Here is a 16,277-nt window from a genome sequence, read left to right as displayed (position 1 = left end):
TCCTCATATGTGGCACAATGGTAATTATAACATCAATAAAAATTTAGCACAATGCATATATTTAAAAGAAGTCTAAAAAGGTTGTGTGCTGTTTGCGATTAAAAAGATTGGTACAGTTAGCCGGCATGATGTATGTATTCATGCTTTTGGGATTTACATACCCGTCCTTTATACAAGGGAGTATTTGGGGCGGGGCAGGAGAAGGGGGCAACCTGGAGGCAGATGCAGCCATACAGGGCACACATGCTTTCGTATCTAAGGAGTCCGGGGACATGGCTGGGGAAAATACAGGGGGAGGTGAACAAAATCCAGACACTGCCCCAAAAGACAGCCAGGAAACCAAACCTAAGATTGCCCTTACCTTTGACGATGGCCCTAATCCTACCTGGACGCCGAAACTGCTGGATGGACTGAAAGAAAGAGATGTGAAGGCCACCTTTTTCCTGATAGGCATGAATATTGAACAGGAGGGCGGCAGTGAGATTGTAAAAAGGCTGTATGAGGAAGGACATCTGATAGGGAACCACACATACCATCATGTAGAAATTACAAAGCTTAAGGATAGCCAGGCGTATCAAGAACTGGCTATGACAAACAGCCTTATTGAGGGGATCACCGGAGAAAAAGTAGAGTTTATGCGGCCTCCCTTCGGAGCATTCCAGAAAGAGCTGGCTGAGAAGATCCAGCTCCTTCCAGTCATGTGGAGCGTGGATCCTCTGGACTGGGCTACAGAAAATGTAGATGAAATTGTAAATAAAGTAGTGACGGAAACAGAAGAAAATGATATTATTTTGTTACATGACTGTTATGGAAGTTCTGTGAAGGCGGCCCTGCGCATTGTAGATCTGCTCAAGGCTGAGGGATACGAATTTGTGACAGTAGATGAACTGCTGCTGGACTGACAGCATCTGCACGCAATGGTGCAGTATACTGCAGAAGTGCCGGGAATTTGACGTATATTCCCTAAAAGCGGCAATGGCAGAAAGGACTAATGTATCATGCTGAATGAATATTCCCGTACGGAATTGCTGATAGGGACAGAAAAAATGGAGAAATTAAAGCAGGCCTCTGTGATGGTATTCGGGGTGGGCGGCGTGGGTTCCCACTGTATAGAGGCGCTTGCCAGAAGTGGTGTTGGCCGGCTGACACTGGTTGACAATGATACTGTCTCCCTTACGAACATTAACAGGCAGTCTATTGCTTACCACAGCACCATTGGTATGTATAAGACAAAGACCATGGAGTCCAGGATTAAGGATATTAACCCTGCTATAGAGGTGGAGACTCATGAGATATTTGTCCTGCCTGATAATCTGGAGGCATTGCTTGCCAGGAAGCCGGACTATATCATTGACGCCATTGATACAGTGACTGCTAAACTGGCACTTGTGGAGCTGGCACATAAGAAAAATATACCTATTATAAGCAGTATGGGGACAGGGAATAAACTGCATGCTGAACTGTTTGAGATAGAGGATTTGGAAAAAACCAGTGTATGCCCTCTGTGCAGGGTGATGAGGCGGGAATTGAAGGCCAGGGGGATTTCCCACGTAAAGGTACTTTACTCCCGTGAGAAGCCTGTCAGCACAAAGGGCAATGAGACAGGGGAGGATTCAGGGGCGCGCAGGAGCATCCCCGGGAGCATATCATTTGTCCCACCGGTGGCGGGACTTTTAATTGCCGGGGAAGTGGTCCGTGAACTATCAGGCATTAATCAGGCATAAGCCTGGATGGCCAGAAGGGGCAGTACGGCAGTGACAGGAGGAAACATATGGATTTGTTTGATTATATGAGAGAGACGAAACAGGAAAAAGAAGCGCCCCTGGCATCCAGGATGCGGCCTGCTACATTGGAGGAGGTGGTGGGGCAGCAGCATATTATAGGCAAAGACAAGCTTTTATACCGCGCCATCAAGGCAGACAAATTAAGTTCCCTGATTTTTTATGGCCCTCCGGGGACGGGAAAGACCACATTGGCCAAGGTGATTGCCAACACTACCAGCGCCCAGTTTAAGCAGATCAATGCTACTGTGGCTGGGAAGAAGGATATGGAGGAGGTTGTAAGGGAAGCTAAAGAGCTGCTGGGCATGTACCAGAAGCGGACAATCCTGTTTATTGATGAGATCCACAGGTTTAACAAGGGGCAGCAGGACTACCTACTTCCTTTTGTGGAGGACGGGACAGTCACCCTTATCGGGGCGACTACGGAGAACCCTTATTTTGAGGTGAATGGCGCCCTTTTGTCCCGGTCCAGTATATTTGAGCTGAAATCTTTGAACCGGGAGGATATCAGGACGCTGATTAAACGGGCAGTGTATGACAAAGAAAAGGGTATGGGGAGCTTTGGGGCGGACATAGACGAGGATGCCCTGGACTTTCTGGCGGACATATCCGGCGGGGATGCCAGGAGCGCCCTCAATGCAGTTGAGCTTGGAGTCCTGACAACCAAGCGGGCAGATGATGGGCAGATACACATTACGCTGGATGTGGCGGCTGAATGTATCCAGAAAAGAGCAGTGCGCTATGATAAGGATGGCGATAACCACTATGATACAATCTCAGCGTTTATTAAAAGTATGCGGGGGTCTGACCCTGACGCTGCGGTGTACTATTTGGCAAAGATGCTGTATGCAGGGGAAGATATTAAATTTATTGCTCGCAGGATTATGATCTGCGCCTCTGAGGATGTGGGGAATGCTGATCCCATGGCCCTCACTGTCGCCGTGTCTGCGGCCCAGGCTGTGGAGAGGATCGGCATGCCGGAGGCACAGATTATACTGTCACAGGCAGTGACCTATGTGGCATCTGCGCCAAAAAGCAACTCCGCAACTTTGGCTATATTTGCTGCCGGGGAGAATGTAAGAAAGGTCAAGACCACAGTTCCGGCCCATCTGCAGGATTCTCATTATAAAGGCTCCAGGGAGCTGGGGAGGGGGACAGGCTATCAGTATGCCCATGATTACCCCGGACATTATGTAAAGCAGCAGTATCTCCCGGATGAGATAAAAGACGCCAGGTTCTATGAACCCGGCGAACTGGGATATGAAAAGAAAATAAAAGAATATTTAGAGAAGCTGGGCCAGGATTGACGCATAGACATCCTGGCTTTTTCTTGTCCAATGATTCACAATGGTCTCAGCCTCAACCTCCGTAGGTACTGTCAGTTTTAAGTCAATCAAGCTGAAGCCGTTTTCTGTGATCTGGCAGCGGATTTCGTATTCGTGGTTTGTATTCAGGTAGTAATCTGCCTTGACGGCCGCCTCCTCCTTTAAGTCATACTGCTTTTCCTTTAAAAAATCATTTATATCTTTCTGGATGGCGGGGGAGATCTTATTTTTAAAATACTGGATAGTTTCGTCCCCGTTTTCTGTGAGATGGTACAAGGTCCGGTTGTGGGTGGACTCCACCCGCAAAAGCTCAGAGTCCAGCATTTCAGATAAAGCTCCCTGCAGCTTAAAATAGGTGGTATATCCTTTGTCCAGAATAAATTCTGAGATTTGGGAGGTGGTCAGTGGAAAATCCACTTTCTTGAGCATGTACAATATAATTAATTTATATAGTGTCAATGTTTCAGTCATGATACTCCTTTCCCTGCCAGATATCTTGCTCCTTCAAATAGTGCTGCAGCGCGTTTAATACTGTACGCTTGTTTTGCGTCCACATAGGCGCAGCTAAAAGCTCCTTTGGGCCGTCCCCGGTCAGCCTGTGAATGGCAATCTGTGGGTTAAGCCTGGATATGCAGGTTCCAAGAAATTGGATGTATTCAGCCATGTCTGGCACATGAAATGGCTGGTTTTCATAAATAACCGCCAAATCAGTATCTCTCAAAATATGGAGCAGCTGCAGCTTAATCCCCTGGATATCCATGTGGTTTAAATATTCTAAGGTCTCCAGCATCTGTTCCTGTGTCTCCCCGGGAAGATAAAGGATTGTGTGGACAATCACTGTGATCCCTATGGCCCTCAGGTTCTGCACTGCCTGCTCAAAGACAGGGAGTTCATATCCCCGACGGATAAATGCTGCCGTGCCAGGGTGGATGGTCTGGAGGCCAAGCTCTACCCAGACAGGGCGGGTGCGGTTTATTCTCTCCAGAAGAGTGAGTACGGAAGGCCCCAGGCAGTCGGGCCGGGTGGCAATGGAGAGGATTTTCACATCAGGGTCTTTTAAAGCCTCTGTATACAAGGCTTCCAGCCTGGAGACAGGGGCGTAAGTATTGGTGAAAGCCTGGAAATATGCAATAAAGGAATGGACAGGGCGTTTTTCGGCCAGCTCTTTTTTCCCAGCGGCAATCTGTTGGGCAACAGATAAACCACAGGAGCCGGCAAAATCCCCTGAGCCTTTGGCGCTGCAGAAAATGCAGCCATTAAAACCCAGGGTGCCGTCCCGGTTAGGGCAGGTCATGCCCCCGTTGAGCGTGATTTTATAGACCTTCTCCCCATAGACCGTTTTTAGATCATAATCCATGGAATGATAGCGTTTCTCTCCCCAGCGGTTCATTTTATATTTGTTCCTTCTTCACATTTATATCAATTCTTTCACGGCCCTGCTTACAGCTTCGGACACGCGGGGGTCAAAGGCCTCAGGCAGGATATGGTTTTCATCTAGCTCATCGTCAGAGACAAGTCCGGCGATAGCCTTTGCTGTGGCCAGCTTCATATCTTCCGTTATCTGTGGGGCACGGCCTTCTAGGGCCCCTTTAAATATTCCAGGGAATGCCACCACATTATTGACCTGGTTGGGGAAATCGGAACGTCCGGTCCCGATGACTTTTGCCCCGCCGGCCTTTGCCACATCAGGCATGATCTCGGGCACAGGATTGGACAGGGCAAAAATGATGGAATCTTCGTTCATAGTCTCCACCATTTCCTTTGACAGGATATTAGGTGCAGAGACGCCCACAAAAATGTCGGCGCCCTTCATGGCATCGGCCAGTTTGCCTGTAATGCCGCGGGGATTTGTAATCTCGGCCATTTTCTTTTTGATCCAGTTCAGATTTGGCGCAGAGGGGGAGACGATTCCCTTGCTGTCACACAATATAATATCTGTAAACCCATAGGTCAGGAGAAGGTTTGTGATGGCCACGCCGGCAGAGCCGGCTCCATTAATGACTACTTTACAGGACTTTTTTTGGCGGCCTGTCACTTTCAGGGCATTGATAATCCCGGCCAGGACCACAATGGCTGTGCCGTGCTGGTCGTCGTGGAAAACCGGGATGTCCAGCAGCTCTTTTAACCGGTCTTCGATTTCAAAGCACCGGGGTGCAGAAATATCCTCCAGGTTAATACCGCCAAAGGCAGGGGCAATATTCGCCACAGTTTTGATGATCTCCTCTGTGTCCTGTGTATCCAGGCAGATGGGCACCGCATTGACGCCGCCAAATTCTTTGAATAGGACGGCCTTTCCTTCCATTACCGGCATGGCGGCGCGGGCACCGATATTTCCAAGGCCCAGGACAGCGCTTCCGTCTGATACGACGGCGATTGTATTTGATTTTATTGTATAGGTATAGGCAGCCTCCGGGTCTTTAGCAATGGCCTTGCAAGGCTCGGCTACGCCCGGGGTATAAGCGATGGCCAGGTCCTCTCTGGTGTTCACATGGGCCTTTGCTGTAGTCTCAAGCTTTCCTCTCCACTGTTCGTGCATCTGTAATGCTTTTTCGCTGTTTGTCATGATAATTACCTCTCTGATATTTAGTGTTTTCTTCCAGGCAAAATGGCCTTATCTGTTCTCTGTCAACTATAATAACACTGTTGGATTGGCAACGCAAGGAGGAAACAGGTAAGGGAGGGCAAGAGGGATTCGAAAAAATACTTTTCTTTTCGCAAAGTATGATGTATAATAGCAACAGATTGTATAAATATCTCATTTACAATGGAGACAGGTATTATAGGATACCTGAATTCAGACAAGTCATTTCAGACTACGATTCCCGCAATTAAAATTAATATTAAGAAATGATTAACATAAAATTTAAGAAAGGAAACTGCAATATGACCAGAGAAAAGTATGAATCCCTGCCCCTTGCCACCCTGAGGGATCTGGCTAAAGCCCGCAAGATGAAAGGGGTATCTGCGATGAAGAAGAGTGGGCTGATTGACGCCATGCTTGCGCAGGACGAAAAAGAGAAACTGGAGGCTGCGGCGGCGGAAGCGAAGGAAGAGGTAAAGGAAGAGCTGAAGGAAAAGAAAGAAGGCACAGACATTGAGATGCTGGACAGCGGAAAGTCAGCCAATGGAATCCTGGAAGTATTGCCTGACGGTTATGGGTTTATCCGCTGTGAAAATTACCTGCCCGGAGAGAATGATGTCTATGTGTCCCCCTCCCAGATACGCAGGTTTAATTTAAAGACCGGAGATATTATATCAGGAAATACAAGGGTTAAGACCCAGTCAGAAAAATTCAGCGCGCTTTTATATGTGTCTACTATTAATAAGATGAAGCCTTCAGAGGCAGCCAAACGCCACAATTTTGAGGATCTGACGCCAATTTTCCCCAATCAGAGGATACGCCTGGAGACTCCCGGAAGTTCTACCGCCATGCGGATTGTAGACCTGCTGTCACCCATAGGAAAGGGACAGAGGGGCATGATTGTATCTCCGCCCAAGGCAGGTAAAACTACACTTTTGAAGGAGACGGCCCTTTCCGTCCAAAAAAGGGAGCCTCATATGCATCTTTTGATTCTTCTGATAGATGAGAGGCCGGAGGAAGTGACAGATATTAAAGAAGCCATTGAAGGCCCCAATGTAGAAGTGATTTATTCTACATTTGACGAGCTTCCTGAACATCATAAAAGGGTATCGGAAATGGTCATTGAACGGGCCAAGAGGCTGGTGGAGCACGGTAAGGATGTCATGATACTCCTGGACAGTATTACCCGCCTTGCCCGGGCCTATAATCTGACAGTGCCGCCGTCAGGGCGGACCCTCTCAGGGGGACTTGACCCGGCGGCCCTGCATATGCCCAAAAGGATTTTTGGCGCGGCCAGGAATATGCGGGAGGGGGGCAGCCTTACCATCCTGGCCACAGCCCTGGTGGACACAGGAAGTAAAATGGATGACGTGGTATACGAGGAATTTAAGGGCACTGGCAACATGGAGCTTGTGCTGGACAGGAAACTGCAGGAAAAAAGAGTGTTTCCCGCCATCGATATACCTAAATCAGGGACAAGAAGGGAAGACCTGCTGCTCAGCAAAGAGGAGCAGGAATCTGTGTACATTATCCGAAGGGCCATGAACGGCCTGAAAGCAGAAGAGGCGGTTGATAACCTGCTGAATATGTTTGCACAGACAAAGAGCAATGCTGAACTTGTACAGATGGTAAATAAAAAGAAATTTATTTAACTGCTTGCAAAATAAAAAGACCTGTGATACAATAACAAAGCTGTTTAGAGATTATAATAATATTTTTAAAATAGAGAGGTGAAAATCATGAGAGAAGGAATCCATCCAGAGTACCATCAGGCAACCGTAACTTGCAACTGCGGCAATACTTTTGTGACAGGCTCTACAAATAAGGAAATCCATGTGGAAATCTGTTCCAAATGCCATCCATTCTACACAGGACAGCAGAAAGCCAACCAGGCTCGCGGACGTGTTGATAAATTCAACAAGAAATATGGTATTAAATAAGAAGGATTTATTGCAGGCTGAGGTTGAGATCTCAGCCTGTTGTTGCCTTTTCAACAAGATGATAGGCCCAGAGGTCAGTGCTTTCCGGAGGGGAGGACCTGACCCTTTTCTGGTATTATGGACAGGAGGAGATATGAAATCATCAAATATAGGCGGACAGGCTGTACTGGAAGGGATTATGATGAAAAATAAAGACCGCTATGCCGTGGCGGTGAGGAGGCCTGACAAAGAAATCGAGGTAGATGTAAAGGAGTATGCCAGCGTGATTCCCTGGAAACCCCTGTCACGGATTCCATTTATAAGAGGCATTTTCAACTTTATAGATTCCCTGGTTCTTGGCATGAGGACGCTCACATACTCGGCCCAGTTTTATGATGACGAGGAAGAAGAAAAGACAGAGATGACAGAAAGTGAGATTGCCAGGCAGGAAAAAAGGGATAAGATGTTCATGAACCTGACAGTGGCCGTCTCGGTAGTGATAGCAGCAGCTCTTTTCATGGTGCTGCCTTATTTTCTGAGCAGTGTTTTGAGAAAACATATTACTTCCAGGGGAATGATAACGATCATGGAGGGAGTCATCCGCCTGGCTATTTTTCTGGGATATATTCTTCTGATTTCCAGGATGGGAGACATCCAGCGGACCTTCATGTACCACGGCGCTGAACATAAATGTATTAATTGTATTGAGAATGGCCTGGTGCTGAATGTAGAGAATGTCCGCAAAAGTTCAAAGCAGCATAAGCGCTGCGGCACCAGCTTCTTATTTTTTGTAATGATTGTAAGCATTATTTTCTGTTTTTTTATTACTGCAGAATCACAGCTTATGCGCGTACTGCTGCGCATCGCGCTTTTGCCCTTGATTGCAGGAGTTTCCTATGAGATCATTAAACTGGCCGGAAACAGTGATAATTTTATAGTAAATCTTTTGAGCAAGCCGGGAATGTGGGTACAGAACCTGACCACGAAGGAACCCGACGACAGCATGATCGAGGTGGCCATAGCCGCTGTGGAAGCGGTCTTTGACTGGAAGGCATACTTAGCAGAAAACTTTGGTGGGGGCCGGACTGAGGCGGAGACCGGGCCTTATGTGAAAGGGCAGCAGGCATGACTCTTTTGGAAGTATGCCAGTGGGGGGAGCAGAGATTGGCTGCCGTAAATATAAAGGAGGCCCGCCTGGATGCCTGGTATCTGCTGGAGCACGCGGCAGGAATCAGCCGCGCCGCCTATTATGCGCGGCCAGATAAGGAACTTGACCCCTTTATAGAAGAAAAATATAGAGAATATATTGAGAAAAGGTCAAAACGGATACCGCTGCAGCATATAACAGGGGTACAGGAATTTATGGGACTTGCTTTCCAGGTAAATGATCATGTGCTGATACCCAGGCAGGACACGGAATGTGTAGTGGAAAATGCCCTGGAAATCCTAAAAGGTATAATTGAGGAAAGTTCCCGTGAAGGTTTTTTTGCTCAGCAGGCTGGCAGAACGGAGGAAGAGGGACGTAGCCAGGGGAAAGAGGAGGAGAAAAGAGTCAGGATTCTGGATATGTGTACAGGATCAGGCTGCATCCTCCTGAGCATCCTGCACTATGGACGGGAGTATATATGCCAGGCAGATGCCGGCATAGTGAATAGGTATGTACAGGAAAGCAGGCCCTGTAGGGAAGGCCGGGGTACAGATGCAGAAGAACAAGGGGCAATGGACCCTGCCTGCAGGATGAAAAGCGGGGTTATCCTGGAGGGCATAGGCGCGGACATATCAAAGAAAGCCATTGAGACAGCCCAGGTGAATGCAGGTGCCCTGGGCCTTGAGGCTGGTTTCAGGGCCAGCAATTTGTTTGAAGATATTGAGGGAAAATTTCAGATGATTGTATCTAATCCCCCTTACATTAGGACAGAGGTGATTGATACCCTGGAAGAGGAAGTAAGGGTTCATGATCCCCGTGGGGCCCTTGACGGCGGGGAGGATGGTTTATACTTTTACAGGGAGATTATACAAAAGTCCAGGGAGCACTTAGTTTTTGGGGGATATCTGATTTTTGAGATTGGCGCTGACCAGGGAGCGGATGTGGCAGGCCTGATGGAGCAGGCCGGATTCTGCAGGCTGGCCGTGAAAAAGGATCTGGCAGGTCTTGACCGGGTTGTGATTGGTGTGTATGATAAGTAGAGTGAATGCAGAGTGTATGGGGCCTTATATAATTAACCGCACTGCGGCAGATACGTAAATGCCTCATGTGCCCGGGCACAGCAGTGAGAAAGGATAGAGAGCGATGTTTGACAGATTAGAGGATTTACTTATCCGTTATGAAGAGATTATGGGGGAATTGCAGGAACCCCAGGTGGCCGATGACCCGGAACGGTTCCGCAAGCTGATGAAGGAGCAGAGCGACTTGGCTCCCATTGTGGAGGCATATAAAGAGTACCGGCAGTGCAGGCAGAATATTGAGGACAGCCTTGCCATGCTGGAGGAAGAGTCGGATGAGGATATGAGGGAGCTGGCCAAGGAGGAATTAAATGAATCTAAGGCGCGGGTGGAAGAACTGGAAACAGAACTTAAAATTCTCCTTCTGCCCAAGGATCCTAATGATGAAAAGAATGTTATTGTAGAGATCCGTGCAGGGGCAGGCGGAGACGAGGCTGCACTGTTTGCGGCAGAAGTTTACAGAATGTACCTGCATTATGCTGAGGGCCGCCGCTGGAAGGTAGAAATGATGTCCCTCAATGAAAATGGCATCGGCGGTTTTAAAGAGTGTGTATGTATGATAACGGGCCAGGGTGCGTATTCCCGGCTGAAATATGAAAGCGGCGTACACCGTGTGCAGAGGGTGCCTGAGACAGAGAGCGGGGGGCGGATCCATACGTCTACGATTACGGTGGCTATTATGCCAGAGGCAGAGGATGTGGATGTTGTGATTGAGGATAAGGATATCAGGATTGATGTTATGCGTGCCTCTGGAAATGGGGGACAGTGTGTCAATACTACAGATTCTGCCGTGCGCCTGACCCATTATCCCACAGGCATTGTTATCTACAGCCAGACTGAGAAATCACAGCTCCAGAACAAGGAAAAGGCGTTCCGCCTGCTGCGCTCCAAACTTTATGACCTGGAGCTGGAGAAACAGCAGGCGTCAGAGGCGGAGGCCAGGAGAAGCCAGATTGGGACAGGGGACCGCTCTGAGAAGATCAGGACTTATAACTTCCCCCAGGGAAGGGTAACAGATCACCGTATCAAGCTGACCCTGCACAAGCTGGACACGATCTTAAATGGGGACTTGGATGAAGTGATTGATAACCTTGTGGCCGCGGACCAGGCGGCAAAGCTGGCCAAGATGAATGAGGAGTAAGGATAATAGGGGACGCAGGCCAGAAGGTGAAAATTAGATAATGAGATATAAATAAGGTGCCCTATTTCAGTTTTAATAGCTGTAATAGGGCATTTTTTATTACATAGGAAATTCCCTGCGGCATATAGACGGGGGAAAGGAGAAAAGTATGAAAGAGAAACTTAAAAAGCTATTTGCCTATTATAGGCCATATAAAATATTGTTTTACAGCGACATGTTATTCGCAATCCTGGGAGCGGCTGTGACACTGGTGATTCCGCTGCTTGTACGCTATATTACCAATGAGGTAGTATACTTTGAGGCTTCTGTGGCCAAACAGGCCATACTCATAATTGGCGCGGCCCTGCTTTTACTGACTGCACTTGAGATGTTCTGTAATTTTTATATTGCCTATTTCGGGCATATTATGGGGGCAAAGATGGAGGCGGACATGCGCAGGGATATTTTTGGGCATTACCAAAAGCTTACCTTTGCCTTTTACGATAACCAGAAGGTGGGGCATCTGCTGTCCAGAATTACAAGTGATTTATTTGACATCAGCGAGCTTCTCCACCATGGGCCGGAGGATCTGGTGATCTCTGTTATTAAAATTATCGGTTCTTTTATAATCCTCCTGACTGTGAATGTAAAGCTGGCGCTGCTGGCATTTATTTTTATACCATTGATGGCTGTGTTTGCTTTCTATTATAATGGCAAGATGAAGAAAGCATTTAAGAGGAACCGGGAGAAAATAGCGGACATTAACAGCCAGATCGAGGACAGCCTTTCTGGCATACGTGTAGTCAAATCATTTGCAAATGAAAAAGAGGAGATGAAAAAATTTAAAGCCGGGAATGATAATTTTGTGGCGGCTAAAAAGACCAGCTATAAATATATGGGCATCTATAATTCTGGGCTGGGTGCAATGAGCACCCTGGTTACAGTAGTTGTGCTGCTCTCAGGCGTGGGGATGATGCTGGCAGGGAGTATATATGTAACAGATTTGATTACCTTTCTCTTATATATCAACAATTTTACAGAGCCTGTGAAAAAGCTGGTGAGTTTTACAGAACAGTTCCAGAACGGATATTCTGGTTTTGAAAGATTTCTGGAAATCCTCTCTATTGCACCGGATATTGCGGATAAACCGGACGCCCTGTCACTGCCCTCAGTAAAGGGGGAAATCGAATTTAAAAATGTGTCCTTTGGCTATGAAAATGAGATGGTGCTTGAGGGCATGAACTTTAAGGCGGCGGCAGGGGATTACATTGCTTTAGTGGGCCCGTCGGGTGTGGGGAAGACAACACTGTGCAGCCTGATACCCAGATTCTATGAGGTGACTAAGGGTGCGGTCTGCCTGGATGGCACGGATATCCGGGATATTAAACTGGAGGAGCTCCGCAGCCATATAGGCATTGTGCAGCAGGATGTGTACCTGTTTGCAGGCACTATCATGGACAATATCCGTTACGGCAAAATGGACGCCTCAGATGAGGAGGTCATACGTGCGGCTAAGAGCGCCAATGCACATGAATTTATTATGTCCTTTCCAGAGGGATATGATACAGACATTGGCCAGAGGGGCGTGAAGCTGTCAGGGGGGCAGAAGCAGAGGCTTTCCATTGCCCGGGTTTTCCTGAAGAATCCAGAGGTGCTGATTTTTGATGAGGCTACCTCGGCGCTGGATAACGAGAGTGAGATGATTGTCCAGAAATCTATGGAAGGACTTGCAAAGGACAGGACTACTTTCGTAATTGCCCACCGCCTGTCCACCATCCGCAATGCCCGGCGTATATTAGTGCTCACAGAGAGAGGGATTGCGGAAGAAGGGACCCATGAGGAACTCCTGGCGAAAAGGGGGGTTTACGCGGAGCTTTATGCGCTGCAGTTTAGCAGAAGGTGACTTTTAGCGCCGGGCAATTTCAGGCGGATCTGGGACTGGAACCGTATTTTAGGGATGCTGGGGAGGAATCCGCCAGAGAGGCATTGTCAGATAAATAGAAAGTATGCTATACTTAAAAATATGTGATTTCACCCGGATACTTTCAATTTATAGGAATATGTGAAGTCTTGTAAGCAAAAGATAAATAGAAGCAAAGAGAAACGCATCAGAGAGAAGGGAAATAATGGATGAAATAAAATTTAAAAGGCCGGAACTTGAGGATCAGGAGATTATTACTTCCTATTTCGCAAAAGCGCCCAGCAGGAGTTGTGAGAGGACATTTGCCAATGTGTACCTCTGGTCCCGGCACTATCATGTCAAATATGCGGTGATTGAGGATGCCTTGATTTTTCAGGATGATGAGACAGAACTGGCTTTTGCCTATCCTGCCGGGGAACCCCATTGTGTTAAGAAAGCGTTAGAGTTTCTGACGGACTATAGCCAGGGAAAGGGATATCCATTAAAACTATATAATGTGACAGAAGAAAACTTCACGCAGATGGACGCGTGGTATCCAGGAAAGTTTAAAGTGGAGTACATCCGGGACGCGGCGGATTATGTCTATGAGTCTGAAAAATTGGCTTCCCTGGCGGGGAAAAAGCTTCACAGTAAACGAAACCATATTAATAAATTTAAGACCCTGTACCCAGACTGGCGTTATGAACCCCTTACAGATGAGAACCAGGAGGAATGTTTTCAGATGGCATTAAAATGGCGTAATCAGAATGGGTGTGAGGAAGATATTGAGAAAAATGCAGAAATGTGCGTTACCCTGAATGCACTCAGGCTGTACAAGGAGCTGGGGCAGAAGGGAGGTATTTTGAAAGTAGGCGGCAAGGTTGCTGCATTTTCCATCGGTGAGCCAATGAATAAAGATACCTTTGTGGTGCATATAGAGAAGGCGTTCCCTGATATAGAGGGAGCCTACACTATGATCAACCAGCAGTTTGTCCTCCATGAGTGTATGGATTATAAATATGTGAACCGGGAGGAGGACACTGGGGCAGAAGGGCTGCGGAAGGCAAAGATGTCCTACAAGCCTGTTTTTATGGTAGAAAAGGGCATTGTTACAGAACGATAAATGAAAAGAATGGAGAATACAGGATGATTTCAAAGAAAATGGAGAATATGGTTGCAAATAGTTCTGCAATCCGTGCAATGTTTGAGGAAGGGAACAGGCTGGCCCAGATATATGGCGCTGAAAACGTATATGATTTCAGCCTGGGCAATCCCAACGTACCTGCCCCTGAGGCGGTAAAGAAAGCCATAAAGGAACTTCTGGATAAGGAGGATCCTTTGGTTCTCCATGGATATACAAACAGCAATGCAGGTTATGAGGACGTGAGGCAGGCCGTGGCTGATTCCCTGAACAGCCGTTTTGGGACAGCCTTTGAGGCAAAAAATATAACAATGACAGTGGGAGCTGCCGGAGGGTTAAATGTGATTTTAAAGGCGCTATTGAACCCCGGTGATGAAGTGATCGCCTTTGCTCCGTATTTTGGCGAATATAGAAGCTATACAAATAATTACGATGGCGTGCTTGTGGAGATATCACCGAACACAGAGGACTTTCAGCCTAAGCTGGATGAATTTGAGGAAAAAATTACAGCCAGGACAAAGGCAGTCATCGTGAACACGCCGAACAACCCTACAGGTGTAGTATACTCGGAAGAGACGATTAAAAGGATGGCCGCAATTTTGGAGGCTAAGCAAAAAGAATTTGGGACAGACATATATTTGATTTCGGACGAGCCGTACAGGGAACTGGTTTATGACGGTATTTTGGTTCCCTATCTGACAAAATATTATGCAAATACAATCGTGGGATATTCTTATAGTAAATCCCTCTCTCTCCCGGGGGAGAGAATCGGTTATCTTGTTATACCGGATGAGGCGGCTGACAGTGAAAACCTGATTAGCGCTGCAAATGTGGCCACGAGAATTCTGGGATTTGTCAATGCCCCCACACTGCAGCAAAAGGTAGTAAAAAAGTGCCTGGGCGAGGAAACAGATATTTCCTACTATAACCGGAACCGGGAAACTCTCTATGAGGGGTTAAAAGAGCTTGGATTTGAATGCATCAGGCCTGAGGGCGCCTTTTACCTGTTTGTGAAATCGCCGCTGGAAGATGAAAAGGCATTCTGTGCGGCTGCAAAAAAATATAATATACTGATTGTCCCCGGCACTTCTTTTGCCTGCCCGGGATATGTCCGCCTGGCATATTGTGTTTCTTATGAGACGATTGTCAATTCATTGCCCAAATTCAAAGAACTTGCGGCAGAGTTTTAATAGGCAGGGGTGTGGGAAATGGGATTAAATAAAAATGTAGTAGAAAAAATCAGGAAGGTGGTGCCCTATGTACCTGGGGAGCAGCCACAGAATACGGTGATTAAGTTAAATACGAACGAGAACCCCTACCCGCCTGCACCAGGCGTACAAAAGGCCCTGCGTGAATTTGAGGCCCACAGGCTTAAGTTATACCCAGACCCGTCGGCATCTTTGCTCAGGGATTCCCTGGCAGAATACTACAAGGTCGGGCCGGAGCAGGTTTTTGTAGGAGTCGGGTCGGACGACGTGCTTTCTTTGTGCTTTCTCACATTTTTTAATTCCGAAAAGCCAGTTTTATTCCCGGATATCACTTACTCCTTCTATAAAGTGTGGGCCCAGCTTTACAGGATCCCTTATGAATGCCCTATGCTGGATGACAATTTTTGTATCCGCAGGGAGGATTATTATAAGGAGAATGGGGGGATTATTTTCCCTAACCCCAATGCTCCCACCGCCGTATACGAGGACCTTGACTTTGTGGAGGACATACTCAGGCATAACCAGGATGTGGTTGTAATAGTAGATGAAGCTTACATAGACTTTGCAGGCAGGTCGGCAGTGGAACTGCTGGACAGATACCCGAATCTGCTTGTGGTTCAGACCTTTTCCAAGGCAAGGTCTATGGCAGGCATGAGGATTGGATATGCAATAGGAAGTCCGGAATTGATTCAATATCTCAATGATGTCAAGTATTCTTTTAATTCGTATACAATGAACCTTCCTTCTATTGTATGTGGTGTGGAGGCTGTGAAGGACAAGGCATATTTTGAGGACACTGTACGCACCATTATTGAGACAAGGGAGTGGGCGAAGATAGAGCTAAAACGCCTTGGATTTTCTTTCCCTGACGCACAGGCTAATTTTATCTTTGCGGCTCATCCCCAATATGAAGGAAAGGCCCTTTTCGAGGCATTAAAGCAGGAACAGATTTACGTCAGGCATTGGGATGGCAGAAGGATCGGGCAATATCTGCGCATCACTGTGGGGACAAGAGAGGAAATGAAAGAGCTTTTTGGAACACTGAAAAGATATATGCATAAATAGGAGAATTATAGTAT

Annotated in this window: 15 protein-coding genes; 12 read left to right on the top strand and 3 right to left on the bottom strand. The window is 47.2% G+C overall.

Annotated elements, in window-relative coordinates; all coding sequences use genetic code 11:
* The first annotated feature begins 92 nt into the window (after positions 1–92).
* From EFA47_RS09755 to EFA47_RS09745, 3 genes are all read left to right on the top strand, one after another.
* Positions 93–902 carry a polysaccharide deacetylase family protein gene (locus tag EFA47_RS09755; RefSeq protein ID WP_235853246.1) on the top strand — a complete coding sequence of 270 codons (810 nt, stop codon included), beginning with the start codon at positions 93–95 and terminating at the stop codon, positions 900–902.
* Between the two features lie 96 nt (positions 903–998).
* Positions 999–1,724 (top strand): tRNA threonylcarbamoyladenosine dehydratase, encoded by a 726-nt coding sequence (locus tag EFA47_RS09750; protein WP_122643092.1) that lies wholly within the window; start codon positions 999–1,001, stop codon positions 1,722–1,724.
* Between the two features lie 47 nt (positions 1,725–1,771).
* Positions 1,772–3,088, top strand: coding sequence for a replication-associated recombination protein A (locus tag EFA47_RS09745; protein WP_122643091.1), 1,317 nt, complete (start codon positions 1,772–1,774; stop codon positions 3,086–3,088).
* On the opposite strand, the gene EFA47_RS09740 is transcribed toward EFA47_RS09745, so the two are convergent.
* From EFA47_RS09740 to EFA47_RS09730, 3 genes are read right to left on the bottom strand one after another with little or no spacing between them, the layout of a single operon-like run.
* Positions 3,065–3,577 (bottom strand): DUF4364 family protein, encoded by a 513-nt coding sequence (locus EFA47_RS09740; RefSeq protein ID WP_122643090.1) that lies wholly within the window; start codon positions 3,575–3,577, stop codon positions 3,065–3,067. The two genes, EFA47_RS09745 and EFA47_RS09740, sit on opposite strands and share 24 nt — an antisense overlap.
* Complete coding sequence (locus tag EFA47_RS09735) at positions 3,570–4,496, bottom strand: TIGR01212 family radical SAM protein (RefSeq protein ID WP_122643089.1); 927 nt, start codon at positions 4,494–4,496, stop codon at positions 3,570–3,572. The genes EFA47_RS09740 and EFA47_RS09735 overlap by 8 nt, the downstream gene beginning before the upstream one ends.
* 24 nt (positions 4,497–4,520) lie before the next feature.
* Positions 4,521–5,669: an NAD(P)-dependent malic enzyme gene (locus EFA47_RS09730; protein ID WP_122643088.1), complete on the bottom strand. Its 1,149-nt coding sequence runs from the start codon at positions 5,667–5,669 to the stop codon at positions 4,521–4,523.
* Between the two features lie 320 nt (positions 5,670–5,989).
* Here EFA47_RS09730 and rho point away from each other — a divergent pair, with 320 nt between their 5' ends.
* The 9 genes from rho to hisC all read left to right on the top strand — a co-directional run bounded on the left by rho (position 5,990) and on the right by hisC (position 16,263).
* Positions 5,990–7,339, top strand: a complete 1,350-nt coding sequence (rho, locus tag EFA47_RS09725) for a transcription termination factor Rho (RefSeq protein WP_122643087.1) — start codon at positions 5,990–5,992, stop codon at positions 7,337–7,339.
* A gap of 87 nt (positions 7,340–7,426) precedes the next feature.
* Positions 7,427–7,627 carry a 50S ribosomal protein L31 gene (rpmE, locus tag EFA47_RS09720; RefSeq protein ID WP_122643086.1) on the top strand — a complete coding sequence of 67 codons (201 nt, stop codon included), beginning with the start codon at positions 7,427–7,429 and terminating at the stop codon, positions 7,625–7,627.
* Positions 7,628–7,760: 133 nt separating this feature from the next.
* Complete coding sequence (locus EFA47_RS09715; protein ID WP_122644490.1) at positions 7,761–8,735, top strand: DUF1385 domain-containing protein; 975 nt, start codon at positions 7,761–7,763, stop codon at positions 8,733–8,735.
* A complete protein-coding gene (gene prmC / locus EFA47_RS09710) occupies positions 8,732–9,793 on the top strand; it encodes a peptide chain release factor N(5)-glutamine methyltransferase (RefSeq protein ID WP_122643085.1) in 1,062 nt (353 codons plus the stop codon). The genes EFA47_RS09715 and prmC overlap by 4 nt, the downstream gene beginning before the upstream one ends.
* 103 nt (positions 9,794–9,896) lie before the next feature.
* Positions 9,897–10,970: a peptide chain release factor 1 gene (prfA, locus tag EFA47_RS09705; RefSeq protein ID WP_122643084.1), complete on the top strand. Its 1,074-nt coding sequence runs from the start codon at positions 9,897–9,899 to the stop codon at positions 10,968–10,970.
* A gap of 148 nt (positions 10,971–11,118) precedes the next feature.
* On the top strand, positions 11,119–12,852 hold the full coding sequence (locus EFA47_RS09700) for an ABC transporter ATP-binding protein (RefSeq protein WP_122643083.1): 1,734 nt from the start codon (positions 11,119–11,121) through the stop codon (positions 12,850–12,852).
* Positions 12,853–13,075: 223 nt separating this feature from the next.
* Positions 13,076–13,972, top strand: coding sequence for a DUF2156 domain-containing protein (locus EFA47_RS09695; protein WP_122643082.1), 897 nt, complete (start codon positions 13,076–13,078; stop codon positions 13,970–13,972).
* Positions 13,973–13,995: 23 nt separating this feature from the next.
* Positions 13,996–15,180, top strand: a complete 1,185-nt coding sequence (locus EFA47_RS09690; RefSeq protein WP_122643081.1) for a pyridoxal phosphate-dependent aminotransferase — start codon at positions 13,996–13,998, stop codon at positions 15,178–15,180.
* 18 nt (positions 15,181–15,198) lie between these two features.
* On the top strand, positions 15,199–16,263 hold the full coding sequence (gene hisC / locus EFA47_RS09685; RefSeq protein ID WP_122643080.1) for a histidinol-phosphate transaminase: 1,065 nt from the start codon (positions 15,199–15,201) through the stop codon (positions 16,261–16,263).
* Positions 16,264–16,277: the final 14 nt, after the last annotated feature.

The organism is Luxibacter massiliensis (assembly GCF_900604355.1).
Classification (GTDB): domain Bacteria; phylum Bacillota; class Clostridia; order Lachnospirales; family Lachnospiraceae; genus Luxibacter; species Luxibacter massiliensis.
Note: the sequence above shows the minus strand (reverse complement) of the source record. Positions and strands in the feature narration are given on the sequence as shown.